Source organism: Mucilaginibacter gossypii, assembly GCF_900100945.1.
GTDB lineage: Bacteria > Bacteroidota > Bacteroidia > Sphingobacteriales > Sphingobacteriaceae > Mucilaginibacter > Mucilaginibacter gossypii.
This window is the reverse complement of the sequence record NZ_FNCG01000012.1, coordinates 204814-229916: the sequence shown is the minus strand read 5'-3', so window position 1 is coordinate 229916 and position 25103 is coordinate 204814. Positions and strand designations below refer to the sequence as shown.

Here is a 25103-nt window from a genome sequence, read left to right as displayed (position 1 = left end):
TTACCAGCCTGTCGGGGGTTGCTTCATTCCTTACAGCAATGACGTGACGCAGATGTCATTTTACCTTCAGAGGCCACCGGATTTAAATCACTCAGGATGACACCCATTTTTAAACATCAACGTTTTACTCTACCATCAGCTTCTTCAATGTAATTCCAATAGTAGCTGTTTTCCTTTTAGCCGCTGCGCCATAGCTGAAAGCAATCTTGTACATCTTTTTTGATTTGATCCAATTTACAAACTTCGGGTCGCAAACCGGGTTCAGTTTATAAACATACTGTTGAGGCTGAGGCTTAACTTCCGATACCGCTATATAAATAGAACCGGGCGTTTTGCAATCGGCCGGAGCATCAACGTCACCTTGCTGATCGGCGACAAGGTACACCGCAATGCTCAGCGTTTTATGATCGGTATATACATAGCGCTTTTGCAGGTTATTTAAAACGTAAGTAAGATCCTGGTTGGATACGCTTTTGTATTTGATGGATTGGGCGATAACATTAAAGCAGGCACCGGCAACAAGCAACGCTGCTAACAGTATTCTTTTCAACATAAAATCATCATTAAGGTCGAACTTCAAGCTTTCAAAAAAAGACTGTTTACCTCAACAATAAAATTAGCCTACTGTTTTACAGAAGAAGAAATTAGTTGTCCCGGATCACTTCCCGCTCAAAAAGCCATTCTCCTCCAGCCACGCGGCAGCCCATTCAAACCATTTGCCTTTATTTTTAGAATTGTTCATGCCGAAACCATGACCGCCTTCCTGGAAAAGATGCATTTCGGCCTTTACTTTGTTTTTTAACAGGGCATCATAAAATAACAGACTGTTTTGTACTGGTACTACGTTATCATCCTCGGCGTGCACTAAAAATGTTGGCGGGGTATTGGCAGTAACCTGTTTTTCGTTCGAATACAGATCTAACTGCGCTGCTGATGGGTTTTTACCTATTAGGTTTTCCCTCGAGCCAACATGGGCATATTCACCAAAAGAAATTACAGGATAGATCAGCATCATAAAATCAGGGCGTACGCTGATGTTTTCTTTATCTTCAATAACCGGTTTATCAAAATGAGTTCCTTCCGTTGATACCAGGTGGCCCCCTGCCGAAAAACCGATAATTCCTATTTTAGATGGGTTGATATTCCATTCTGCGGCATTTTTACGTACGGTGTATATGGCCATTTGCGCATCCTGTAACGGACCGATAGATTTATCAGCCATAATATCATCACTTGGTAAACGATATTTTAATACAAAAGCGGTTACGCCAATTTGAGCGAAGGCTTGTGCTACGGCTTTACCTTCATGATCTGAAGCCAGTCCTGAATAGCCACCGCCAGGGCAAACAACAATGGCAGCGCCGTTAGCTTTACCTTTTTCGGGCAGGTAAGGCGTTAGCGTTGGCTCAGTTACCATGGTGATCCAGCTCCTGTTGTCTGTTTTTTCAACATAAGTTGCCGGGGCTTTTTTTGAATTGGGAACACCTTTAGGATAAAGCAGCATCGGTTTTTCCTGTGCGAAGGATACAAATGTTATAACTGTCAAGACTAAGGCAGATAAGAAGGTTTTCATATTTTTTAAAAGGCAAATTGGATGTGTCCAAAATACAATTAATCTTCCAAAAACAAAACGGAGTATCAGAAATGATACTCCGTTTTTTATACTATACCGTCATCCTGAACTTGTTTCAGGCCCCCACTTACCTGGCCTACGCCATACGGACGGTATACGGCATGTGGGGTACCGAAATAAATTCGGCATGACCTTACTTTCTTATTTTTAACTCTTTGGCCCGCCAAATTCCATCAGGTAGGCTTTCAGGAAATCATTCAGATCACCATCGAGCACTGCCGCAGCGTTGGAAGTTTCGTGATCGGTACGGAGGTCTTTTACCAGTTTATATGGATGTAAAACATAGTTACGGATCTGTGAGCCCCACTCTATCTTCTTTTTATTGCCCTCAATAGCATTGGTTAGTTCCATACGTTTGCGCATCTCAATTTCGTATAACTGTGATTTAAGCAAGCGGATGGCGTTATCTTTATTTTGCAATTGCGAACGCGATTCCTGGTTTTTGATGATGATGCCCGATGGCTTGTGATATAAACGCACGGCAGTTTCTACCTTATTCACGTTCTGACCACCGGCACCACCCGAGCGGAAAGTTTCAAATTCGATATCGGCCGGATTTACTTCAATCTCAATGGTATCATCAACCAGGGGATAAACATATACAGAGGCAAAAGAGGTGTGACGTTTGGCATTAGCATCAAAAGGCGATACGCGCACCAGGCGGTGTACCCCATTTTCACCTTTCAGATAGCCATAGGCAAACTCGCCTTCCAACTGCAGGGTAACGGTTTTTACGCCGGCCACGTCGCCTTCCTGGTAATCCTGCTCGGTTACTTTATAACCGTTCTTTTCGCCCCACATAATGTACATACGCATGAGCATGCCGGCCCAGTCGCAGCTTTCGGTACCACCGGCACCCGCCGTGATCTGAAGCACCGCATTTAGTTGATCTTCTTCGGCCGAGAGCATATTTTTAAACTCAAGCTCTTCAACGGCTTTTAAAGCCGCATTATATTGTTCCTGCATTTCGGCCTCGGTAGCATCACCGCCCTGGTAAAATTCAAAAAGCACGCCGGCGTCATCAACAACCGATACCACCTTCTGAAAAGCATCCGTCCATACTTTTTTAACTTTGATGGACGCCAGTACTTTTTCGGCCTCTTTAGGATGATCCCAAAAATGCGGGCCGATGGTTATTTCCTGTTCTTCATGTAATAGTTCCAGCTTCTTATCAATGTCAAAGATGCCTCCTCAGGGAAGTTACTCTATCCCTTAAATCCTGAACTTGTTCTTTAGTCATGCGGCAAATATATATAATTTGAAAAATTGCTATAAATAAAAAGGCCTGCAAATTGTTTAACAATCGGCAGGCCTGTTCATTAGGCAGATGTAATAGTATGTTAGGCAACCATCAGGTTGTTCACAAGCGGGTTCAGATCGGTACGGTTACCGTTCAGTTTAGTTAACATAGTACCCAAAGCAAACTCTTTGGCTTCGCCGCTTTTTGTTTCCTTAATCAGTTCATTCATTACAGTTGGGATCAGAGCCTTTGCAACTGTTAACGCATGTGCCGGGTCAATACTGTAAAAAGTGTTAAGCTTATTTGCAAAGCGGTTGGTTATGCTCGATACTAATGAATTGTTGTAACTACCCGAGAACTGAAAGTATTTAATAAGTTCCTTCACCTTGCCGCTTTCAAGCTGGCCTTTTAAAACTTCAATGATTGAACTTGAAGCTTCATTGATCACTGCTTCATGATATTTAGCAGGAATCACCGGGTTGTTGATAACAGCCGTCCCGGCGTTATCTTTTACAAGCAAAAACAGTTTTTCGAACATAGTAATACGTGTTTTTAAAGTAAATTTACAAATTGATGATAAATACCTCATTTGATTACCATCGACACAAATATATTAAATAAAAATTTTAAACTTCAAAATATATTTGTAATTCTTTTGTAATTCTCATAATTTTCAAGTGTAAAATCAACACTATGCCGGCCGTGTTTAAACAACACTAAGACAGGCTAATAATTTATTTAATGACTATCTAACAATTAACTTTTTACTTTTGTTGAAAAACAACACAATTATGCTGCCAACTACTGATTTTACAACAACCCAGGCTTACAAATATCTTACAGATCATTACATTGATATTGTATCAAAAAACCTGAAAGAAATGTTTGATGCTGACGACCAGCGTTTTAATAAGTTCTCGATCCAGTTTGAGGATATCCTGCTTGATTATTCAAAGAACCGTATCGATGATGAAACCATTGCTTTATTGATACAGCTGGCCAAAGAATGTTCATTAAAAGAGGCGATAGACGCCATGTATTCCGGCGAAAAAATTAACGTTACGGAAGGCCGTCCGGTATTACACATCGCATTACGTAACCGCAGCAACACTCCTATTTATGTTGATGGTAAAGATGTTATGCCCGATGTAAATAAAGTGCTTGACCAAATGAAAGCCTTCAGTGAAGCCATCATTTCGGGCGAGTGGAAAGGTTATACCGGCAAAGCTATTACCGATGTGGTTAATATTGGTATCGGCGGCTCAGACCTTGGCCCGGTAATGGTTACTGAAGCTTTAAAAGCATACAAAAATCATTTGAACCTCCACTTTGTAAGTAACGTGGATGGTACTCATATAGTTGAAACCCTGAAAGCAGTTGATCCTGAAACTACGCTGTTCCTGGTGGCTTCAAAAACTTTCACTACCCAGGAAACTATGGGCAACGCCCACAGCGCCCGCGACTGGTTCCTGGCCAGCGGTGCTACTGAGGCCGATGTAGCTAAACACTTCGCCGCTCTTTCAACCAATGCAGCAGCTGTTGAAAAATTTGGCATCGATACTAAAAACATGTTTGAATTTTGGGACTGGGTTGGTGGCCGTTACTCTTTATGGAGCGCTATCGGTTTGTCAATTGCCCTAAGCATTGGTTTTGAAAACTTTGCCGATTTGCTTGCCGGTGCCCACGCGACTGACAATCATTTCAAAACTGCCGAATTTGACCAAAACATCCCGGTTATTATGGGACTGATCGGTATCTGGTATAACAACTTCTTTGAGGCCGAAACCAATGTTATCTTACCTTACGACCAATACCTGCACCGTTTCTCTGCTTATTTCCAACAAGGCGATATGGAAAGTAATGGCAAACATGTTGACCGTAATGGTAAAGATGTTGACTACTCTACCGGTCCGATCATTTGGGGCGAACCTGGTACAAACGGTCAGCACGCTTTTTATCAATTGATTCACCAGGGCACTAAACTGATCCCTGCCGATTTTATCGCCCCGGCACAATCTCACAATCCACTGGGCGAACATCACAACATGCTGCTGTCAAACTATTTTGCTCAAACCGAAGCTTTAATGAACGGTAAAACCGAAGAGGTAGTTATTGAAGAACTAAAAGCTGCCGGAAAATCTGACGAGGAAATAGCTAAAATAGCTCCGTTCAAGGTATTTGAAGGCAACCGTCCAACAAACTCGTTCCTGATTAAAAAGATCACACCATACACTTTAGGCGCGCTGATTGCCATGTATGAGCATAAAATTTTTACCCAGGGCATCATTTGGAACATATACAGCTTTGATCAGTGGGGTGTTGAGCTTGGTAAACAACTTGCCGGCAAAATCCTTCCTGAACTAAAAGATAACGCTGAGATCAGCAGCCATGATTCATCAACTAATGGACTAATCAATCAATATAAAGCGTGGAGGTAATCTCCCCAGCCTCCTAAAGGGGGGAAGTTTTATATTTTAACAACACCCCACCGGATTTTCCGGGGGGGTGTTGTTAAAAAAACTGAGTGCTTAGTAGAACCTTTTCTGGCGATTTCGGCTAAAGCCGCCTCATGTTGCTTTTTTTGTTCCGTTGGTTAAAACCAACGGCAATGAATTTTCTTTTTATAGAGAATTAACGCAGTCGAGCAATTTCCTATTTATTGGTTGAAAGAAGCCTTTTCGAAATCTTGTTTTCATTACCGTTGGTTTTAACCAACGGATAAAGTTGCCAGGTGCTAAGTGGCTTTAGCCAAAATAACCATACATTTAGGACAAACCATGTCATTTGTAAAAATCTGGACCCATTTGGTATTTGCAACTAAAGACAGACAACCCTTGCTTACTCAAAACATAAGATACCAGATACATAAATACATCATAGAGAACTGCAAAGAGAAAGGGATATTCTTACAAGCGATTAATGGCTATACCGATCATATCCATTGCCTTATTTCTTTAGGAAAAGATCAAAATATTGCCAAAATAAGCCAGCTAATTAAAGGAGAATCATCTCTTTGGATAAATAAGAACAAACTAATAAAACAACAATTCGGTTGGCAGGACGACTACTTTGCAGTATCGGTAAGTGAATCACAGGTATCAACAGTCATTAGCTATATTAACAATCAGGAAAATCATCATCAAAAGAAATCATTCAGTGATGAGGTTGAAGAATTTATGAACCGATATGGCTGGCAACTGCTCAATAACTAAAACACGAAACGCCCGGATAATCCGGGCGTTTCGCTTTATAAAAATACTAATTCAAGCTATGGTTCTGTTAGGGGCCAAGGCTTACGGAACCGGCACAAACTTAACCTGGTACAAATGCGGCCATTTTTTACCGGTAACAAACAGGCGTTGACCTTTGGCATCCCAGGCAATTCCGTTTAGCACGTTATTATTCCAGTCCCTGTCCTGCGGACGGCTTGCCACCGGGTAAATCTCTTTCATATCTATTATCTGCTCCACCGCACCAGTTTTAGGATTGACCACCAATATGTTATCGGTTTGATAAACGTTGGCATAGATCTTACCGTTGATGTATTCCAGTTCGTTTATCGAATCTATCTGTTGTTTATCGTCACACACATCAATGTGGCCTATCTGGTGATAATCATTCTTGTCAAGGAACCAGATCCGGTTGGTGCTATCATCCATGTATAATTTTGTTCCGTCATAGCACATCCCCCAACCTTCGGGGCCAACGTTGTTGGTGAAGTTGTTAAGCAACTTCAATGTATTTTTATCGTACACAAACCCTACCTTTTCCTTCCAGGTAAGCTGCACTACTTTATCACCAATAACCGAGAGGCCTTCACCAAAATATTTCTCATCAAGCTTGGTTTCCTGTAAAACCTTACCTGTATTCAAATCAACCTTGCGGATGGATGAGTGTTTATAGTCTCCGGTACTTTCGTATAAAACACCATCAACATACTGCAGGCCTTCGGTATATGCAGCGGTATCATGAGGGAAAACTTTTTCAACTTTATAAGTGTACCTGGCAGGGGCTTTTGCTGCTAATAACAAGACATTGGTTGATACCTCATTGCTTTTACCGCCTTCATAAACCTTAGCCGTGATTATCCTGATGCCCAGGCCAATGGTATCCGTTTTAAGACTGATACCTGCAGTATCCTTACTGGATGCGAACTTTACGGAATCGAGCAGGTAAACTACCGAATCAACTTTACTGCCTGTACGATAGCCTACTTTGATGTCGATCTTATCGCCGGCTTTGTAGTTTGCACCGGCGTCGGGGGTGATAGTATAATCTGTAGCCGAGCTATCAGGTTTATGGTTACAGCTGCAGCCGAAGGCCATTAGGGCAAGGGCGGCAAAAAATAGCTTTAGTTTATTATTCATAAGTGTTATGTGGCCGAAGGCCAAAACGCATCTTCTATATGGTTTAGTATATAATTTCCACTGCGGTCAAACAAAATAGCGATGATATCAAACCGCACTTCGCCCTGGTGGTTCATGAGGTAGATGTATTCATCGGCGGCTTCGGCCAGCAGTTTTTGCTTACGGTTATCTACAAAATCTTCGGGTTCTCCAAAGCCATTGCCCGTGCGGGTTTTTACTTCGGTAAATATAATAACCTTGTCTTTATAAGCAATTATATCTATCTCAGCTTTTCCGTAAGTCCAGTTTTCATCAAGAATTTCGTAGCCTGCTTTTTCGAGGTGGGTTTTGGCTAATGCTTCGCCGGTGCGGCCAAGTTCAAGGTGTTGGGCCATTATTTTATGATTACGGAGCCCAAAAAGTCAGATATTGATTTTTCTACCTTTTTCATACGCATATACTGATTAAGCAGTATTTCCTGGTCGGCCTCGGTATCGGCTTTTTGAAGCTGAGTTCGCAGGTCTTCCAGCATTTTACCAACCTTATGCTTTTTAAGGTGAAATATCGCACCAAGAATAGTTGCCTTCATATTAACCTGCTCATCGTTCACCGTGATCCTATGCATTTCGTACCAGTTTTCACTGAGCGAATATTTACTGGCTAACATGTTAATAGTTAAATCAACTATAGCTTTATCCTTATGGTGAATAAAATAAGCCTCATCCGGCAGTACACCGTTTTCTACTTCGCGACGGTAAATTTCGGTAATCTGCTTACAAACCGGATGATCAAAACTAACATCACTCAACTCGGCTATAATGAACGGGCCTATATAGGTATTGGCAATACCGTCCCAGTCAATCATACGGCTTCCATAATGCAGCAATAAACGCACAATTTCCTTTTCCTGAAAAGCATCGTCTTTAGCAACATGTGGCTCAAGTTCAACAGGCTCATCAAAGAAGTGGGGTTCGTCGGGCATTTCGGCAAACCTGTTGTTTTGCTGCTGACGCTGCTGCTCCTCCTTTTTGGCTTTGGCAGTGCGCATTTTATTGAGCTCGGATAAAAGGGCGCGCTCGTCTATCTGCAATAAGCCGCTACACTCCTTTATAAATACCGACGCCTTGATGCTATCCGGGATCTTGGCGATACTTTCAACAACCTCACGGATCACATCAGCCTTTTTTATCGGGTCGTTACCAACTTCTTTAAGCAGGATCTGGGTTTTATACAGGATAAAGTCCTTCTTATTTTCCTCGATGTGCTTTTTAAAAGCACTTGACCCTTTCGATTGTACAAATGAATCAGGATCATGTCCATCCGGAAACAGCACTACTTTTACATTAAGCCCTTCCTCCAGGATCATATCCAAACCACGCAGTGAAGCTTTGATCCCGGCTGCGTCGCCATCATATAATATGGTGATGTTTTTAGTAAAACGGGCAATGAGCTTAATCTGCTCAGTAGTGAGCGATGTGCCTGATGAAGCCACCACGTTTTCAACCCCCGCCTGGTGTACCGAAAGTACATCGGCATAGCCTTCTACCAGGTAACAGTTATCCTGCTCACGAATAGCCTTTTTAGCGAAGTAGAGGCCGTAAAGTACATTTGATTTATGGTAGATCTCCGACTCGGGCGAGTTAACATACTTGGCTACGTTTTTATCTTTTTTTAGTGTACGGCCGCCAAAACCAATTACCCTGCCGGTAAAACTATGGATCGGGAACATTACCCGACCGCGGTACCTGTCGAACAAGGCCCCGTTATCCCGCTTTACCGACAGACCGCTCTCGACCAGAAACTGCTCTTTATAGCCGTTCCTGATAGCGGCACCTGTAAAAGCTTCCCATTGATCGGGCGAGTAACCCAATTCAAACTTCTTGATGGTTTCGGCAGTAAAGCCGCGTTCTTTAAAATAACTGAGACCGATGCTTTGCCCTTCCTCCGTTTCGAGCATGGCCTCGTGAAAAAACTTAGCAGCAAATGCCGATACGATCATAAGGCTTTCCCGGCGCAGATCCTCCTCGCGGTTTTCGGGAACTTCAACAGTTTCTTCAACCTCGATGCCGTACTTTTTAGCGAGCCATTTCAAGGCCTCGGGATAGCTGAACTTTTCCAGCTCCATTAAAAACGTAACAGCCGAACCGCCTTTTCCTGTTGAGAAATCTTTAAAAATACCTTTTGCCGGGGATACCGTGAACGAAGGGGTACGCTCATTCGCGAAAGGCGAAAGGCCTACGTAGTTAGCCCCGCGCTTTTTTAACTGCACAAATTCCCCTATCACCTCCACAATGTCGGTGGCTTCCATAATACGGTCGATAGTGGATTTTTGAATCATGAGTTAAAGCAAATGTAGGGAAGATAGATCGTTGCCCGTAATTCGAAAACGTTAAAATACGGTTTTGTTTGATAACGAGCTGTTTAAAATTCAATCTCCTTAAGAGACAAGTTACCGTTTAACGCTTTGAGTTAAGATCCTGAGATATATACCAATTTAATTACTGCGATGACAGGGGTTAACAGGGTTAACATAAATTCCATAATTTAAACACAGCAAACTTATAATCAACTACTTAATAAAGCAATGGGGTTACATTAAATACCACTAAAGTATTAAAAAAGTAATAAAATTATACAATCGTACTTCGATCGTTGCGACCGAAGCGAACTGAAGATATTAACATCATGATATGATACAGCTTCATTTGTACTGCGCTTAAACCCGTTTAAACCAAGGTATTCGCTTTTCGATTTCGTGGTTTTAAAAAGGTCACTGCTATCCCGGCCAATACAATTATACTGCCAACAATCTCATTAAAACCTAAACGTTCATGCAGTAAAAAAGCAGCCAGCAGCCCGGCAAAAACCGTTTGGCTTAATAAGGCAATGGAAACCCTGGTTGGTTCCAGATAACGTAACGAGTAATTGATGGTTAGCCAGCCTGCTAACTGGCAAATAAGCCCCATACCTATAAAGCAAAGCCAAACTTTTAAAGAAAGATGAACAATATCGTTATGCATAGATCCATTGACTACCAGCAAAAAAATACTGGCGCTCAGCATACTGTAAAACATAAAACTAAACACATCAATACCGGCCATAATATTTTTGGTGATCATGATATAAGTAGCATAAAAAAAACTGGCGAGTATAGCCAGCAGTATGCCGGCATTAAGTTCCATGTGCAAAATATGTTCATAACCTACCAAAACAACCATACCGGCGATGGCAATGAGCGTACCTATCCAAAATAGCCGACCTGATCCTTTTCTTAAAAACAGGAAGCTCATCAGGCCTACCCAAACCGGGGCCAGGTTGGCAATAAGGGTTGATACAGTGGCGCTGATCTTTAACAGCGAAATATTCCATACCGCAATATCAAGGGCGAAAACCATGCCCGCAGCTATGGAAATAAGCAATTGCTTTTTATTTATTTTAAGTTTTTGCCTAAATACACAAAATGGGGCAAGACAAATCCAGGCTATAAACACCCGGTAAAATGCCGAACCAATTGGTGATACCCCGGCAAGCTTTACAAATATCGGCGAAAAAGAAATGCATAGAATGCCAATAACGAGGCTCAATTTGGGATTCATGGGCGATAAAACAAAATGAGCGGCAAACTTACTGAAACCACGTATAATATGCTTTACTTTTAAATATCTTTATATTTCCTGTACAATTTATTAACCTGTCATCAGTAAAGCAATGAAATATCCCTGTTTGATATTAGCCATAGCCGTGGCCCTGCTTTTTTCGGCCTGCAAAAAAAAGGACTGCTGTAATTTTCCGGTCATACCCGATTTTATGCTTGCGCAAAAAAACAACATCAAATGGGAGGCTAATCCTTCCGGTTCGAATATAATGGGTGATACCATTACCATATCAGCAAAAAGCACCATTGGAGGTGAAGAAGAGCAGGTAGGTTTTAAAATTGTGTTTGATGGTGTTGGGTATTATACCCTCAAAGCAAACGAAAACTATTACCACATTACAAAAAACGGCTCCCCGTTAGCCGGATACAAACCTGACCCTACCCATCTTAGTTCGGTAACTATAATTTCATACAACCAGGCCGATAAAATACTGCAGGGATTGTTCGAATTACGTTTTCTGAAAGTAATTGATAGCCAAACCGAAAGTCATCCGGACAAGGTTACTTTTAGCGAGGGCAAGTTTAAAGCTAAGCTCAAATATTAACTTTTATATTAATTGTAACTAAGCTTAATTATCATTCGTATTAGTTGTAAATTTGTTTTATGAAAAAAGCTCTATTATTAACCGCCTCAGTATCACTTCTGTTATTTGCTGGCTGCCAAAAAAATGGCGTAGCCCCAAAACAAGACAGTGTTAGTGCAAAAAAAAGCATTACCAACCAGTCATTGAATAAAAGCAAAGACACTATTATGGTAGGCGGCGCGACGACAAACACGTTACTCCGTGACACAATCATGGTTACAAACAAGTAAGCGTCAAAAAGAAATAGCCGGGATACTTCATGTTCCCGGCTACATTTTTAGTCGCTGGTTTCCTTTTCCCCTTTTCTCCTGATATATCTTTCCGTGTTAACATGCTAATGTTTTTTAGCTCATGTTTCAAAGTGCGCTTTCATAATTAATTGTATTTTTGCGACTCTAAAAATTATACATGATATGAGTCAGCGAACTAAGATCAAAGCATTGCTGCAAAGCCAGCAAACCGAAATTGATGTAACAGTTAAAGGATGGGTGCGTGCATTCCGTTCAAATCGCTTTATTGCTTTGAATGATGGCTCAACTAATAATAACATCCAGGTAGTTGTTGATTTTGAAAATACCGACCCGGCATTACTTAAACGCATTACCGTTGGTGCAGCACTTAGTGTTCAGGGTAAATTGATAGCATCTTTAGGTAAAGGCCAAACAGTTGAGGTTGTTGCAACTGAGATTGAGATTTTAGGTGACAGCGATCCTGAAAAATATCCTATCCAGCCTAAAAAGCATAGCCTTGAGTTTTTGAGGGAAAACGCCCACCTGCGTTTCCGTACCAGTACGTTTGGCGCTATTTTCAGGGTGCGTAACAGCCTGGCATTCGCGGTGCACCAGTTTTTCCAGGAACGGGGTTTTGTTTACCTGCATACCCCTGTAATTACGGCTTCAGATGCTGAAGGCGCGGGCGAGACTTTTCACGTTACCAACTTCGACCTGGATAACATTCCGAAAACTGATACCGGCGAGATTGATTTCAAACAGGATTTTTTTGGTCGTGCCACTAACTTAACCGTATCCGGTCAGTTGGAAGGTGAGCTTGGCGCTATGGCCCTGAGTGATATTTATACCTTCGGCCCAACTTTCCGTGCCGAAAATTCAAACACCACACGCCACCTGGCCGAGTTTTGGATGATTGAGCCGGAAGTAGCCTTTAACGATCTGGTTGACAACATGGACCTTGCCGAGGACATGCTGAAATATGTGATCAAATACGCGTTGGATAAAAATGCCGATGACATTGAATTTTTAACCCAGCGCTTAACTGAAGAGGAAAAAACCAAGCCGCAAAACGAGCGCTCAGAAATGACGCTGCTTGAAAAACTGCAGTTTTGCTTAAATAACGATTTCGAGCGCCTAACCTATACCGAGGCGATTGACATCCTGAAAGAATCTACCCCAAACAAAAAGAAAAAGTTTGTTTATCCTGTTGAAGGCTGGGGTACCGACCTGCAAAGTGAGCACGAGCGCTACCTGGTTGAAAAACATTTTAAAAAGCCGGTGATCCTGACCGATTATCCAAAGGAGATCAAAGCGTTTTACATGCGCCAGAACGACGATGGCAAAACTGTGCGCGCCATGGACATCCTGTTCCCGGGCATTGGCGAAATTGTAGGTGGTTCACAGCGTGAAGAACGTTTAGACAAGCTTGAGCAGCGCATGAACGAAATGGGCATCCCTACCGAAGAACTTTGGTGGTATTTGGATACCCGCCGTTTCGGCTCTTGTCCGCATGCCGGCTTTGGTTTAGGCTTTGAGCGGTTGGTGCTGTTTGTTACCGGCATGGGCAACATCCGCGATGTAATCCCCTTCCCGAGATTCCCCAAGAATGCGGAATTTTAACCGTTGATTGTTTTTTTTATTTTGATGATTACGCTGATTATTTGTAATGCGTAACACTATATTTGGGCTGTCGCTAAACGACAGCCTTTTTTATACTATATGCCATCACAAATTCTGCTTGCTACCCATATTAATGCGCCTGTTGAAAGAGTGTTTGACATTGCCCGTAACATTGATGTACATGTAGAGTCAACAAAACATACTGGCGAACGAGCTATTGCCGGGCGTACAACCGGCTTGATTGAACTCGGCGAAACTGTTACCTGGCGGGCAAAGCATTTCGGCATATGGCAAAACCTTACCTCAAAGATCACTGAAATGGAATATCCAAATTACTTTACCGATATCCAGGTTGAGGGTGCTTTCAAAAACTTTACGCATGAGCATTATTTTTATCCTATCCTTAACCAAACCATGATGCGGGATATTTTCACGTTCGAATCGCCGGGCGGAATATTGGGAGAAGCGGTAAACTTTCTGTTCCTGTCTAACTATATGACACAATTGTTGGTAAAGAGGAATAAAGTGATTAAACAGGTGGCTGAAGGTCGTTCAAACTCATGACCGAGGATTAAAATCCCTATCTTGAGCTTTCAATTATTAAGTTATTTAACATCTTACCGAAACTATGGTTTTCAACGCTGATATTCTTATACACGCGGGATTGGGTAATTCAGATCAACAACATTGGCAAAGCATTTGGGAAAAACAGTTCAATTTTACCCGTATTGAACAACAGGATTGGGAAACCTCGGTTTGCAGCGATTGGATAAAAACTATAAATGATTATGTAAACCGCTATGACCCGGAAAACGTAATCTTAGTTGGCCACAGCCTGGCTTGTGCAGCCATAGCCTCGTGGGCAAAACAATATAACATTGCAATAAAGGGTGTATTACTGGTTGCGCCGAGCGATACTGAAGCAGATAGTTATCCAACCGGCACAAGTGGTTTTACCCCGATGCCATTAGGCAAGCTACCATTCAAATCAATAACCGTATTTAGTAACAATGATTTCTATGTAAGCAGGGAACGGGCCTCATTATTTGCAGACAGTTGGGGAAGTGAAATTGTGAATATTGGCGATGCCGGCCATATCAATGTATCAGCGGGTTACGGAGAGTGGAATGAAGGCCTCGAACTGTTAAAAAAACTGGATGCGGGATATTAAACCTTCTGCCGCAGGCTTTCAGTGGTCCTGGTAGCTATATATTTTCAGCAATCTGCACATCTGAAATCTGCACATCAACACATCTGCCACTCCCCGTCAAACCAGTGTAAACATCAGCCTGCAAAGCATTATGTCGGCCTAAATTGTCGTATCTTTATAGTAGATCAAAACACCGGATGGAGTTTCCCAATCGGTGAAATCATCAAAAAAATTTGTGTAACCCCAACAAAAAATATGGAGTACAATCAATTAACGCCCGAAGAAGAAAGGGTAATATTATACAAAGGCACCGAAAGGCCGTTCACCGGCTCGTTACTGAACAATAAGGCACAAGGTTTATACGTTTGCAAACGCTGTGATGCGCCGCTGTATCGATCGGAAGATAAGTTTGAGTCGTTTTGCGGCTGGCCGAGTTTTGACGATGAGATTGAAGGAGCTGTTCGCCGCGAAGTAGACGCCGATGGCCGCAGGGTAGAAATCCTGTGTGCAAATTGCGGCGCACACCTGGGCCATGTGTTTGAAGGTGAATATATGACGCCAAAAAACACCCGCCATTGTGTAAATTCAGTGTCGATGAAATTTGTTCCGGTTGAGGACGCAAAATAATTCGTAAAACTTTTAGGAATACGCCCGTTGGTTCATGGCTAACGGGCGTAATTGTTTTCCACATACCGGCTTGCAACAACCTTTTAACTTCGCATTTTAATATTGATACCTGCTGCAAGCAAAAGCATTTCATTATTGGCAATAATTGTCGGTGTTAAGTCAAGTAATTTATAATGTTAAATTATCGTAATCCGCAAGTATCAAGGCATGCTAATTTCAATCAAATTTTTAATCGGCTGTTTTCAAGTCCATTAATTTTTCATCAATATAACAAGTGCCGATAAAGTGTGGATAACTCGGGGGTTTGTGAAAAACTATCATTCACAACTACACAACTCAAACATTAACTTTGCTCAGCAAGGTAATAAAAAAGGCATTCAGCCGGCAGCCAGAAGCACTCGTCAACTTCTAATTAAATAACTGGCTGTCAGAAAGTTACACAATACAGTTGCTAAGGAGTAAACCCGAAGGCATCAAAATTTAAAGCTTTATTGAAAAGTAGGGCTTGCTTTCGTGTCTGAATACCTGATTAAAGAAAGAAACTAAAAAAGTAGACACCAATGAGTTTGGAAAACGAATTATTACTACGGGAAAACAAGGACCGGTTTGTTATCCTTCCCATTAAGTATCCCGCAATTTGGGAGATGTATAAAAAAGCGGAGGCCAGCTTCTGGACCGCCGAGGAAATCGACCTATCGGACGATATCAAACATTGGGAAAGTCTTAATTCGGGCGAGAAACATTTTATCTCGCATGTACTCGCTTTTTTTGCCGCAAGCGATGGTATCGTGAACGAGAACCTGGCGGTAAACTTCATGAGCGAAGTACAATTGCCCGAAGCACGCTGCTTTTACGGTTTCCAGATCATGATGGAAAACATCCACTCTGAAACCTATGCCCTGCTGATAGACACCTACGTAAAAGATCCGACCGAGAAAGATCGCCTTTTCCATGCTATTGAAACCGTACCATGTGTTGGCAAAAAAGCCGAATGGGCGCTAAAATGGATCAACAACGGCAACTTTGCCGAGCGTTTGGTTGCATTCGCGGCGGTTGAAGGGATCTTCTTTTCAGGCAGCTTTTGCTCCATATTCTGGCTTAAAAAACGCGGCCTGATGCCGGGCTTAACTTTCAGCAATGAGCTGATCTCGCGCGATGAAGGTTCGCACTGCGAATTTGCCTGCTTATTATATGGCATGCTTGAAAACAAACTACCGCAGGAACAGGTTACCAAGATCATTACCGATGCGGTAGAGATAGAAAAAGAATTTATAACCGAGGCATTACCGGTTAACCTGATAGGAATGAATGCCAAGCTAATGAGCCAGTACATTGAGTTTGTGGCCGACAGGTGGCTGAGCGAACTTGGGTACGATAAATTCTATAACGCAACCAATCCGTTCGATTTCATGGAAATGATCTCGTTACAGGGCAAAACCAACTTTTTTGAAAAGCGTGTAGGCGATTATCAAAAAAGTGGTGTACTGAATGCATCGGCCGAAAGCAAAAGCTTTTCGCTTGATGATGATTTTTAATTGAAGAGGTTAGAGATTGGTGATTAGAGGTTAGGTAGTCTCAGGCCAATCCCAAAATCAAAAAAAATCAAGGTTCAGAAAATAATCAAATCACAATAATATTAACTAAAAAAGCTTCGCTTTTAACGGGGCAAAAGGAGGGGCAAAATGTTCGTAGTAAAAAGAGACGGAAGAAGAGAATCCGTAAAATTTGACAAGATCACCGCACGTATTGAAAAACTGTGCTATGGGTTTCAATTAGTTGACCCCATTGATGTGGCTAAAAAGGTAATTGAAGGTTTATTTGATGGCGTAACCACCTCCGAGCTGGATAACCTGGCTGCCGAAACCGCCGCGTCATTAACCACCAAGCACCCTGATTATGCTTTGCTGGCTTCGCGTATCGCGGTATCAAACCTGCACAAAAACACCATCAAATCGTTTTCGGAAACCATGCGCCTCCTGCATGAGTATGTTGACAAGAAAACAGGTAAAGATGCCTCGCTTATCGCTGACGACGTTTATGAAGTGATTAAAGAAAACGCGGAACTGCTTGACAGCACCATCATTTATGACCGCGACTTTGGCTTTGATTACTTCGGTTTCAAAACCCTCGAAAAATCATACCTGTTAAAGATCGACGGTAAAATTGCCGAGCGCCCGCAGCATTTATTTATGCGTGTATCTGTAGGTATCCACAAAAACGATATCGAGAGCGCTATCAAAACCTACCATTTAATGAGCGAGCGTTGGTTTACCCATGCTACACCAACTTTGTTTAATGCAGGTACACCAAAACCTCAAATGTCATCATGCTTTTTGTTAACCATGAAAGATGATAGCATTGAGGGTATCTATGATACATTAAAACAAACTGCTAAAATTTCGCAAAGCGCGGGTGGTATCGGTTTAAGTATCCACAACGTAAGGGCTACAGGTTCATACATCAGCGGCACTAACGGTACCAGCAATGGTATTATCCCAATGCTGCGTGTATTTAATGATACCGCACGTTATGTTGATCAGGGCGGTGGTAAACGTAAAGGCGCTTTCGCCGTTTACTTAGAGCCATGGCATGCCGATATCTTTGAATTCCTTGATCTGCGTAAAAACCACGGTAAAGAAGAAATGCGTGCCCGCGACTTGTTCTATGCCCTTTGGGTATCAGACCTGTTCATGCAGCGCGTTGAAGCCAATGAGGATTGGAGCTTATTTTGCCCGCACGAAGCACCAGGCTTAGCCGATTGCTGGGGCAAAGAATTTGAAGAGCTGTACATTAAATACGAAAAAGAAGGCCGTCAGCGTCGTACAGTAAAAGCACAGGAACTTTGGTTTGCAGTGCTTGATGCACAGGTTGAAACCGGTACGCCATACTTATTATATAAAGATGCGGCTAACGGTAAATCAAACCAGCAAAACCTGGGTACCATTAAAAGCTCAAACCTTTGCACCGAGATCATCGAGTATACCGATGCAAACGAGGTAGCTGTTTGTAACCTGGCTTCATTAGCATTACCACGTTACATCAACAATGGTGCTTTTGATCATGATAAACTGTACGAAGTAACTTACCAGGCAACTATCAACCTTAACAGGATCATTGATGGTAACTACTACCCGGTTAAAGAAGCTGAATACTCAAACCTGCGTCACCGTCCTATTGGTTTAGGTGTACAGGGCTTGGCTGATACTTTCATTCAACTGCGTATGCCGTTTGAAAGCGATGAAGCTAAAAAACTAAACATCGAGATCTTCGAAACCATCTACTTTGCAGCAATGACAGCTTCAAAAGATATGGCTATAAAAGATGGTGCTTATGAAACATTCAAAGGCTCACCATTGTCACAAGGTAAATTCCAGTTCGATCTGTGGGGTGTAAAACCAGAAAGCGGCAGGTGGGATTGGGAAAACCTGCGTTTAGATGTAATGAACCACGGCGTACGCAACTCATTATTAGTTGCACCGATGCCAACTGCTTCAACATCACAGATTTTAGGTAACAACGAATGCTTTGAACCCTATACTTCAAACATTTACACCCGCCGTGTATTAAGTGGTGAATTCATTGTAGTAAACAAATATTTGCTGCGTGACTTAGTAAACCTTGGTTTGTGGAGCACCAGCATGAAAGATAAGATCATCAGCGCAAACGGTTCAATCCAGGAAATAGCTGAGATTCCTGCTGATATCAAAGCATTGTACAAAACTGTTTGGGAGATCAAAATGCGCAGCATTATTGATATGGCTGCCGACAGGGGCGCGTACATTTGCCAGTCGCAATCATTGAACCTGTTCATCAACTCACCAAACGCTTCTAAACTTACTTCAATGCATTTCTACGCATGGAAAAAAGGCTTGAAAACAGGCATGTACTACCTGCGTACACAAGCAGCATCACAAGCAGTTAAATTTACAGTTGAAAACCAGGGCGGTAAAAACATGGATCCGGTTATCCCGGCCGTTGTTGACGCCGTTGCCGACGAAATTCCGGCAGGCCCAACCTGCTCAATGGAAGAAGGCTGCGTGACTTGCTCTGCATAAGTTTTTTTAGTCGATAGATGATAGTCCATGGACCATAGCTACAAAGCTATAGTTCATGGACTTTTTATTTAATGACAGTTATATTTAATAAGTCACTGCTACATTCCATATTTTAGCAAACCTTTTCTATGGTCTATGGACCATTAGCTATGGACTAAAGAGATGCCCAAACACGAAATCATCCGTTGCGAACGCTGCAAAACACCTTTTGAATGTAAAGCCAATTCATTCACCAAGTGCCAGTGCAGTACTGTGCAGCTTACTATTAACGAGGTACAATATGTGAGCGAGCTGTATGACGGGTGTTTGTGCGCCAATTGCCTGCTCATTATTCAGCAAGAGTATAGAGAAAGCATGGGGTTGGTTTGATGATTATAACCAGCATCATTGACAACAAATAGTTCTCTTCTCTCCAAATTAATCCCCGATTAATCCTTTTCCATTTCCATCAGTCATATATGTGTACATCTTCAATATAGATGATGATTAAAGATTTTATACCATGAAAAGGAAATTTGTTGCTTTGGCACTATTAATATCAGCAGTAGTATCTGTAACCTCAGGTTGCGTTGTTCGTGAAGATTATGGTCACCATCACAGGTACCGTAACGGCTATAACAACGGGTATAATAATGGCTACCATGACGGTGACGATCACGGTCATTATCACGACCGCGGTTATTAATGTTTTTAATTTAAGTTTTCCATAAGTAGTTTAGTGAGTGATGAAAGAGGGCGCTGGTTTTACCGGCGCTCTTTTTATGCTCATCTGATTTATTCAGCGCAGAATTTTATTATGGTTTAAAATGAAAAATAGATAAAAATCAGAATTTAAAACAATAAAAATAAATATCACCAAAATTTAATTCTGTAAAATTTGATTTTCCAAAATCATTTTTCGTAGATTTGGTTCAACATTATAAACCTATCAAAAATGACCAGCATTAAAATTATCACGGGCTATATATGCAGGTTTGCATTTATAGCTGTAGTTGCTTTAACCGGCCCGGGCATTGCACCGGTTATCGCAAAAGTGGCAAAGTCCCCAACAATAATTATTGCAGATACCCAGCTCAAAGCTTTTGAAGGCATTTATCAGCAAAAGGATAACGAGTATAGAGTATATAAAGTAACAGCAGATGGTGATAAACTAATTGCCCAACAGCTTGGCGGAGATCAAAAACTAACTTTAACCCGCAAATCAGACCTGGAATTTGAACTTTTAGATGATGACGGCGATGAAAAGATCCCTGTTGTATTTTCAAAGAATGAAGCCGGCGAAATAAACCAGATCACTTTAGGTGGCAGGCAAATATGGGCAAAGATAAACAGCTATACTCCACCTAAAGAGGTACAACTGAAACCCGAACAAATAAAAGTTTTGGCGGGCAAATATCAATCGGATGAGAGGGCTGATCTTTTTCTGACTATAACCGCGATACCCGACGGATTAACGCTCAAACAATCATGGGATGGCAAGGAAATCAATTTTAAACCCTTGTCTGAAGTGTTATTTTTAAATCAAGCTTTTGGCTTCCCGTTAAAATTCACCAAAGATGCAAGCGGTAACCCTACTAAAGTATTGGCTTTTAACCGCGACACCTGGAATAAGGTAAAAGAATAAACTCCCTTATTAATTCAATATATAAAGTATTACGGGCCGGCCCGCTGTCACCTAAACCTGGTTACATCGGTGTCCGGCCCTTTTTTGGGGCAGTTCAATATATTCATCAACTTCATGTACCTCGTTATTAATGTTAACCCAAGCACTTTATGTTGAATAATTTCGTGTTAGATACAAACTCTCCTAATAAACTGGTTGCCGAAATCTCCGGGGTTATTAAAAAGTATTATCCAATCGGAGTTAACAATCTTGATCCTGTTTATGCAGAATACCCCGGAATCATTGAACTAACAAAAATTGTAGAAGAGAATATGACCAACTATAAAAAATCATTTAAACCTTGGACTGATTTTTTAAAAAAGCTAAAAACTGACACAACAAAAAAAATCCACAATACTGCCTTGCCCCATGAAATAGCATTCAGCGGCGAGATGATCATTCAACGCAATAACTATAAATCGTTTAATCATACAAAAAAGTTAGTTTTTTCAATAAGCATGCTTGCTCCTCTGTTTTCAATTTTTGGGATTGACGAAACTTCGGTACCTGCCTATGACGACAGGTTTCAAAGGGAAATTGACTATAGCGCCATTAATGTGGTAACGGCTTCCCCTTATCAGGAATTTGAAACCGGGTTCAACTTTATAATGAAATCAATACAAGAGCAATTTCCGGGTCACAAATTTGTCCCTTTTTATATAACGCAATGTTCAATTGAAGGCTTGTACACACATGATAATTATACTGATAAAACCAGAGTACACAATGCGCTTTTCAACAGGCTGCTTGATCAGTGTCCTGACATGATCTTTACAAGAGGCGATAAGTTTTTCGGATTAGAACCAAGTAATATTAGTGTCACGTTACTTCCCCCGCCGCCTATTGACTAATATACACCCGGCTTGCTATATAGCAAAAACAAAATTCCAACCACCACACCCTCAACTTCTTCCCCTCAAAAAAACTTTCACACAACTACTTGAAAATCAAAAATAATGTTCGTACTTTTGCAGTCCCGAAATGCGGGATAAAATAATTAGACAAAAAAGCAAGAAATGCCTACTATTCAGCAATTAGTTAGAAAAGGTAGAGTAGCTCTGGTTGACAAGAGTAAGTCACCAGCGTTGGACAGCTGTCCACAGCGAAGAGGCGTGTGCACCCGTGTGTACACCACTACCCCTAAAAAACCAAACTCAGCAATGCGTAAAGTTGCCCGTGTGCGCTTAACCAACGGTAAAGAAGTAAACGCTTACATCCCAGGTGAAGGTCACAACTTACAGGAGCACTCTATCGTTTTGATCCGTGGTGGTCGTGTTAAAGACTTACCGGGTGTACGTTACCACATCATCCGTGGTGCACTGGATACATCAGGTGTAGCTGGCCGTAACCAACGTCGTTCAAAATATGGTACCAAACGTCCTAAACCAGGTCAGGTAGCAGCAGCGCCAACAAAAGGTAAAAAGAAATAATTAAGGAGGATAGAAAGCAATGAGAAAGTCAAAACCAAAAAAGAGAATTATCCTTCCTGATCCAAAGTTCAATGATACTTTGGTAACAAGGTTTGTAAACAACATGATGTATGATGGTAAAAAATCAACCGCATACTCTATTTTTTACAACGCTGTTGAAATTGTTGAGAAAAAAACAAGCGAAAACGGCTTAGAAACCTGGAAAAAAGCTTTAAACAATGTAATGCCTGCTGTTGAAGTAAAAAGCCGCCGTGTAGGTGGTGCTAACTTCCAGGTACCTACAGAGGTTCGTCCTGAGCGTAAAATAGCTTTGGGTATGAAATGGTTAATCAGCTATGCACGTCGTCGTGGTGAAAAAACCATGATGGAGAAATTAGCAGGCGAAATCATCTCTGCTGCAAAAGGCGAAGGTGCCGCTGTTAAGAAGAAAGAAGATACGCACAAAATGGCTGAGGCTAACAAAGCGTTCTCACACTTCAGGTTCTAAAAATTTAGATTACACCGATTTAATAATAAGATTACACCGATTATTTACGTTTACACTTTTTAATCGGTGTAATTATTAACGGATCAGGTGAAATCACAAAACAAATAAAATGTCAAGAGATCTAAAATATACAAGAAACATTGGTATTGCCGCTCACATTGATGCTGGTAAAACTACCACTACCGAGCGTATCCTTTACTATGCTGGTGTAAGCCACAAAATTGGTGAGGTACACGAAGGTGCCGCTACCATGGACTGGATGGCCCAGGAGCAGGAACGTGGTATCACCATCACTTCGGCTGCAACAACCGTAAACTGGAAATATCGTAACCATAACTATCACATGAACATCATTGATACCCCGGGTCACGTGGACTTTACCGTGGAGGTAAACCGTTCATTACGTGTACTTGATGGTTTGGTGTTCTTATTCAGCGCGGTTGATGGTGTTGAGCCTCAGTCAGAAACTAACTGGCGTTTGGCTAACAACTACAACGTTCCGCGTATTGGTTTCGTTAACAAAATGGACCGCTCTGGTGCCGATTTCCTTAATGTGGTAAAACAGGTTAAAGAAATGTTGGGCAGCGTTGCTATCCCATTGCAGTTGCCTATCGGTGCTGAAGACCAGTTTAAAGGTGTGGTTGATTTGATCAACTTCCGTGGTATTGTTTGGAATGAACATGATAAAGGTATGACCTTTACCGAAGTTCCAATCCCTGCCGATATGCTTGACGAAGCTACAGAGTGGAGAGAGAAATTATTGGAAGCAGTTGCTGAGTTTGATGACTCTTTAATGGAGAAATTCTTTGAAGATCCTACAACCATCACTGAGCGCGAAGTATTAGACGCTTTACGTCAGGCTACTTTGGCCGGCAAAATCGTTCCGATGACTTGCGGTTCATCTTTCAAAAACAAAGGTGTACAAACCATGCTTGACTATGTAATGGAGTTAATGCCTTCACCTCTTGATTCAAAAGGTGTTGTTGGTACTAACCCTGATACGGGTGCCGAAATTTTGGTTAAACCAGATGTAAAAGAACCATTTGCAGCATTAGCATTTAAAATTGCTACCGACCCGTTTGTAGGTCGTTTATGCTTCATCCGTGTTTACTCTGGTAACCTTGATGCTGGTTCATACGTGTACAACATGCGTTCAGAAAGCAAAGAGCGTATCAGCCGTATCTTCCAGATGCATGCTAACAAGCAAAACCCTATCCCTAACGTGGGTGCAGGTGATATTGCTGCGGTAGTAGGCTTTAAAGATATCAAAACAGGTGATACCCTTTGCGACGAGAAACATCAGTTGGTTCTTGAGTCGATGGTATTCCCTGAGCCGGTTATCGGTTTGGCAATTGAGCCTAAAACTCAGGCCGACGTTGATAAATTAGGTATCGCTTTAGGTAAACTGGCAGAAGAGGATCCAACTTTCCGGGTACAAACAGATCAAGATACTGGTCAAACAGTTATCTCTGGTATGGGTGAGTTACACCTGGATATTTTGATGGACCGCTTAAAACGCGAGTTTAAAGTGGAAGTTAACCAGGGTGCTCCTCAGGTAGCTTACAAAGAAGCTATCACCGGCACTATCCAACACCGTGAAACTTACAAGAAACAAACTGGTGGTCGTGGTAAATTCGCGGATATTCAGGTTGTTATCTCTCCAGCCGACGATAACAAAGAAGGCTTGCAGTTTGTTAACGAGATTGTTGGTGGTTCAATCCCACGTGAGTTTATCCCATCTGTAGAAAAAGGTTTCAAAGCCGCTATGGACAATGGTGTACTTGCAGGCTACCCACTTACAAGCTTAAAAGTTCGTTTGATTGATGGTTCATTCCACGCAGTCGATTCGGACGCGTTATCATTCGAGATTGCTGCACGTTCTGCTTACCGCGAAGCATTGCCAAAATGTAAACCGGTATTGCTTGAGCCAATCATGAAAATCGAAATCCTAACCCCTGAAGAAAACATGGGTGACGTTATCGGTGACATGAACCGTCGTCGTGGCCAGCTGCAAGGTATGGACACCCGTAACGGCTCACAGGTAATCAAAGCTATGGTACCACTTTCTGAAATGTTTGGTTATGTAACTCAATTACGTACTATCACTTCAGGCCGTGCAACTTCAACTATGGAGTTTGACCACTACTCTGATGCACCTCGTAACGTACAGGACGAAGTTGTTGCCAAATCAAAAGGCCGCAAACAAGTTGCTATCGACTAATTTAATTTGAAGATTGGGCGATTTGATAATTTGAAAATTACGTTATCAAATTGCCTCATCTTCAAATTTTCAAATAATAATAACCCGATCAGCCATAATAAATAGCTCTTATGGTTGGTCAAATCAAATCAGTGAAATCACTTTAATCGGTGAAATCACAAA

24 protein-coding genes are annotated in these 25103 nt (G+C 41.8%); 16 read left to right on the top strand and 8 right to left on the bottom strand.

The window, feature by feature from the left end; translation table 11 throughout:
• Nucleotides 1-124: 124 nt before the first annotated feature.
• The 4 genes from BLS28_RS20905 to BLS28_RS20890 all read right to left on the bottom strand — a co-directional run bounded on the left by BLS28_RS20905 (nucleotide 125) and on the right by BLS28_RS20890 (nucleotide 3411).
• Nucleotides 125-553, bottom strand: coding sequence for a hypothetical protein (locus BLS28_RS20905; RefSeq protein ID WP_143020834.1), 429 nt, complete (start codon nucleotides 551-553; stop codon nucleotides 125-127).
• Nucleotides 554-658: 105 nt separating this feature from the next.
• Nucleotides 659-1573, bottom strand: a complete 915-nt coding sequence (locus tag BLS28_RS20900; protein WP_091171986.1) for an alpha/beta hydrolase — start codon at nucleotides 1571-1573, stop codon at nucleotides 659-661.
• 207 nt (nucleotides 1574-1780) lie between these two features.
• A protein-coding gene (gene prfB, locus BLS28_RS20895) for a peptide chain release factor 2 (RefSeq protein WP_129571506.1) occupies nucleotides 1781-2873 on the bottom strand; the annotation gives its coding sequence in 2 pieces (ribosomal slippage) (nucleotides 1781-2812 and nucleotides 2814-2873; 1092 coding nt in all).
• A gap of 100 nt (nucleotides 2874-2973) precedes the next feature.
• Nucleotides 2974-3411, bottom strand: coding sequence for a hypothetical protein (locus BLS28_RS20890; protein WP_091171982.1), 438 nt, complete (start codon nucleotides 3409-3411; stop codon nucleotides 2974-2976).
• Between the two features lie 253 nt (nucleotides 3412-3664).
• Between BLS28_RS20890 and pgi the strand changes: the two genes are divergently transcribed.
• Together pgi and tnpA are read left to right on the top strand one after the other, a co-directional pair.
• Complete coding sequence (gene pgi / locus BLS28_RS20885; protein ID WP_091171980.1) at nucleotides 3665-5311, top strand: glucose-6-phosphate isomerase; 1647 nt, start codon at nucleotides 3665-3667, stop codon at nucleotides 5309-5311.
• Between the two features lie 339 nt (nucleotides 5312-5650).
• Nucleotides 5651-6085, top strand: coding sequence for an IS200/IS605 family transposase (gene tnpA / locus BLS28_RS20880; protein ID WP_091171978.1), 435 nt, complete (start codon nucleotides 5651-5653; stop codon nucleotides 6083-6085).
• 81 nt (nucleotides 6086-6166) lie between these two features.
• Here tnpA and BLS28_RS20875 read toward each other — a convergent pair whose 3' ends face one another.
• From BLS28_RS20875 to BLS28_RS20860, 4 genes are all read right to left on the bottom strand, one after another.
• Nucleotides 6167-7240, bottom strand: a complete 1074-nt coding sequence (locus tag BLS28_RS20875; RefSeq protein ID WP_256337499.1) for a glutaminyl-peptide cyclotransferase — start codon at nucleotides 7238-7240, stop codon at nucleotides 6167-6169.
• A gap of 5 nt (nucleotides 7241-7245) precedes the next feature.
• Nucleotides 7246-7614 (bottom strand): YraN family protein, encoded by a 369-nt coding sequence (locus BLS28_RS20870; protein WP_091171976.1) that lies wholly within the window; start codon nucleotides 7612-7614, stop codon nucleotides 7246-7248.
• Nucleotides 7614-9557, bottom strand: coding sequence for a DNA primase (gene dnaG, locus BLS28_RS20865; RefSeq protein ID WP_091171975.1), 1944 nt, complete (start codon nucleotides 9555-9557; stop codon nucleotides 7614-7616). Before dnaG ends, BLS28_RS20870 begins: the two co-directional genes overlap by 1 nt.
• 388 nt (nucleotides 9558-9945) lie before the next feature.
• Nucleotides 9946-10815 carry a DMT family transporter gene (locus BLS28_RS20860; RefSeq protein ID WP_091171974.1) on the bottom strand — a complete coding sequence of 290 codons (870 nt, stop codon included), beginning with the start codon at nucleotides 10813-10815 and terminating at the stop codon, nucleotides 9946-9948.
• A 112-nt stretch (nucleotides 10816-10927) separates the two neighbouring features.
• On the opposite strand from BLS28_RS20860, the gene BLS28_RS20855 reads away from it, so the two are divergent.
• From BLS28_RS20855 to fusA, 14 genes are all read left to right on the top strand, one after another.
• On the top strand, nucleotides 10928-11419 hold the full coding sequence (locus BLS28_RS20855; RefSeq protein WP_090530207.1) for a DUF6252 domain-containing protein: 492 nt from the start codon (nucleotides 10928-10930) through the stop codon (nucleotides 11417-11419).
• Between the two features lie 452 nt (nucleotides 11420-11871).
• Entirely contained in the window at nucleotides 11872-13308 is a 1437-nt protein-coding gene (gene asnS / locus BLS28_RS20845) for an asparagine--tRNA ligase (RefSeq protein ID WP_091171971.1), read from the top strand.
• 99 nt (nucleotides 13309-13407) lie between these two features.
• Nucleotides 13408-13872: an SRPBCC family protein gene (locus BLS28_RS20840; RefSeq protein WP_091171969.1), complete on the top strand. Its 465-nt coding sequence runs from the start codon at nucleotides 13408-13410 to the stop codon at nucleotides 13870-13872.
• 64 nt (nucleotides 13873-13936) lie between these two features.
• Nucleotides 13937-14479, top strand: coding sequence for an RBBP9/YdeN family alpha/beta hydrolase (locus BLS28_RS20835; protein WP_091171967.1), 543 nt, complete (start codon nucleotides 13937-13939; stop codon nucleotides 14477-14479).
• A gap of 189 nt (nucleotides 14480-14668) precedes the next feature.
• Entirely contained in the window at nucleotides 14669-15085 is a 417-nt protein-coding gene (locus tag BLS28_RS20830) for a methionine-R-sulfoxide reductase (RefSeq protein ID WP_431200945.1), read from the top strand.
• 560 nt (nucleotides 15086-15645) lie between these two features.
• Nucleotides 15646-16620, top strand: coding sequence for a ribonucleoside-diphosphate reductase small subunit (locus BLS28_RS20825; RefSeq protein ID WP_090530224.1), 975 nt, complete (start codon nucleotides 15646-15648; stop codon nucleotides 16618-16620).
• A gap of 147 nt (nucleotides 16621-16767) precedes the next feature.
• Nucleotides 16768-19140: a ribonucleoside-diphosphate reductase subunit alpha gene (locus tag BLS28_RS20820; protein ID WP_091171962.1), complete on the top strand. Its 2373-nt coding sequence runs from the start codon at nucleotides 16768-16770 to the stop codon at nucleotides 19138-19140.
• A 162-nt stretch (nucleotides 19141-19302) separates the two neighbouring features.
• The gene (locus BLS28_RS20815; RefSeq protein WP_091171961.1) at nucleotides 19303-19509 is read left to right on the top strand and encodes a cysteine-rich CWC family protein; all 207 of its coding nucleotides are present in this window, start codon (nucleotides 19303-19305) and stop codon (nucleotides 19507-19509) included.
• 133 nt (nucleotides 19510-19642) lie between these two features.
• Nucleotides 19643-19825 (top strand): hypothetical protein, encoded by a 183-nt coding sequence (locus BLS28_RS20810; RefSeq protein WP_090530234.1) that lies wholly within the window; start codon nucleotides 19643-19645, stop codon nucleotides 19823-19825.
• A 249-nt stretch (nucleotides 19826-20074) separates the two neighbouring features.
• The gene (locus BLS28_RS20805) at nucleotides 20075-20764 is read left to right on the top strand and encodes a hypothetical protein (protein ID WP_091171959.1); all 690 of its coding nucleotides are present in this window, start codon (nucleotides 20075-20077) and stop codon (nucleotides 20762-20764) included.
• A gap of 149 nt (nucleotides 20765-20913) precedes the next feature.
• Nucleotides 20914-21654 carry a hypothetical protein gene (locus BLS28_RS20800; RefSeq protein WP_091171957.1) on the top strand — a complete coding sequence of 247 codons (741 nt, stop codon included), beginning with the start codon at nucleotides 20914-20916 and terminating at the stop codon, nucleotides 21652-21654.
• 165 nt (nucleotides 21655-21819) lie between these two features.
• Nucleotides 21820-22233 carry a 30S ribosomal protein S12 gene (gene rpsL / locus BLS28_RS20795; protein ID WP_073405808.1) on the top strand — a complete coding sequence of 138 codons (414 nt, stop codon included), beginning with the start codon at nucleotides 21820-21822 and terminating at the stop codon, nucleotides 22231-22233.
• A 19-nt stretch (nucleotides 22234-22252) separates the two neighbouring features.
• Entirely contained in the window at nucleotides 22253-22720 is a 468-nt protein-coding gene (gene rpsG / locus BLS28_RS20790; protein WP_022830654.1) for a 30S ribosomal protein S7, read from the top strand.
• A 109-nt stretch (nucleotides 22721-22829) separates the two neighbouring features.
• Nucleotides 22830-24941: an elongation factor G gene (fusA, locus tag BLS28_RS20785; RefSeq protein WP_091171954.1), complete on the top strand. Its 2112-nt coding sequence runs from the start codon at nucleotides 22830-22832 to the stop codon at nucleotides 24939-24941.
• The last annotated feature ends 162 nt before the right edge of the window (nucleotides 24942-25103 follow it).

Bases quoted from the DNA above. Each gene is read 5' to 3' on its own strand.
- fusA (WP_091171954.1), top strand. From the start codon at position 22,830: ATGTCAAGAGATCTAAAATATACAAGAAACATTGGTATTGCCGCTCAC.
- BLS28_RS20855 (WP_090530207.1), top strand. From the start codon at position 10,928: ATGAAATATCCCTGTTTGATATTAGCCATAGCCGTGGCCCTGCTTTTT.
- BLS28_RS20905 (WP_143020834.1), bottom strand. From the start codon at position 553: ATGTTGAAAAGAATACTGTTAGCAGCGTTGCTTGTTGCCGGTGCCTGC.
- BLS28_RS20815 (WP_091171961.1), top strand. From the start codon at position 19,303: ATGCCCAAACACGAAATCATCCGTTGCGAACGCTGCAAAACACCTTTT.
- BLS28_RS20900 (WP_091171986.1), bottom strand. From the start codon at position 1,573: ATGAAAACCTTCTTATCTGCCTTAGTCTTGACAGTTATAACATTTGTA.
- BLS28_RS20870 (WP_091171976.1), bottom strand. From the start codon at position 7,614: ATGGCCCAACACCTTGAACTTGGCCGCACCGGCGAAGCATTAGCCAAA.
- tnpA (WP_091171978.1), top strand. From the start codon at position 5,651: ATGTCATTTGTAAAAATCTGGACCCATTTGGTATTTGCAACTAAAGAC.
- BLS28_RS20860 (WP_091171974.1), bottom strand. From the start codon at position 10,815: ATGAATCCCAAATTGAGCCTCGTTATTGGCATTCTATGCATTTCTTTT.
- BLS28_RS20805 (WP_091171959.1), top strand. From the start codon at position 20,075: ATGACCAGCATTAAAATTATCACGGGCTATATATGCAGGTTTGCATTT.
- BLS28_RS20820 (WP_091171962.1), top strand. From the start codon at position 16,768: ATGTTCGTAGTAAAAAGAGACGGAAGAAGAGAATCCGTAAAATTTGAC.
- BLS28_RS20810 (WP_090530234.1), top strand. From the start codon at position 19,643: ATGAAAAGGAAATTTGTTGCTTTGGCACTATTAATATCAGCAGTAGTA.
- pgi (WP_091171980.1), top strand. From the start codon at position 3,665: ATGCTGCCAACTACTGATTTTACAACAACCCAGGCTTACAAATATCTT.
- BLS28_RS20840 (WP_091171969.1), top strand. From the start codon at position 13,408: ATGCCATCACAAATTCTGCTTGCTACCCATATTAATGCGCCTGTTGAA.
- BLS28_RS20835 (WP_091171967.1), top strand. From the start codon at position 13,937: ATGGTTTTCAACGCTGATATTCTTATACACGCGGGATTGGGTAATTCA.
- BLS28_RS20890 (WP_091171982.1), bottom strand. From the start codon at position 3,411: ATGTTCGAAAAACTGTTTTTGCTTGTAAAAGATAACGCCGGGACGGCT.
- rpsL (WP_073405808.1), top strand. From the start codon at position 21,820: ATGCCTACTATTCAGCAATTAGTTAGAAAAGGTAGAGTAGCTCTGGTT.
- BLS28_RS20875 (WP_256337499.1), bottom strand. From the start codon at position 7,240: ATGAATAATAAACTAAAGCTATTTTTTGCCGCCCTTGCCCTAATGGCC.
- BLS28_RS20800 (WP_091171957.1), top strand. From the start codon at position 20,914: ATGTTGAATAATTTCGTGTTAGATACAAACTCTCCTAATAAACTGGTT.
- BLS28_RS20825 (WP_090530224.1), top strand. From the start codon at position 15,646: ATGAGTTTGGAAAACGAATTATTACTACGGGAAAACAAGGACCGGTTT.
- dnaG (WP_091171975.1), bottom strand. From the start codon at position 9,557: ATGATTCAAAAATCCACTATCGACCGTATTATGGAAGCCACCGACATT.
- asnS (WP_091171971.1), top strand. From the start codon at position 11,872: ATGAGTCAGCGAACTAAGATCAAAGCATTGCTGCAAAGCCAGCAAACC.
- rpsG (WP_022830654.1), top strand. From the start codon at position 22,253: ATGAGAAAGTCAAAACCAAAAAAGAGAATTATCCTTCCTGATCCAAAG.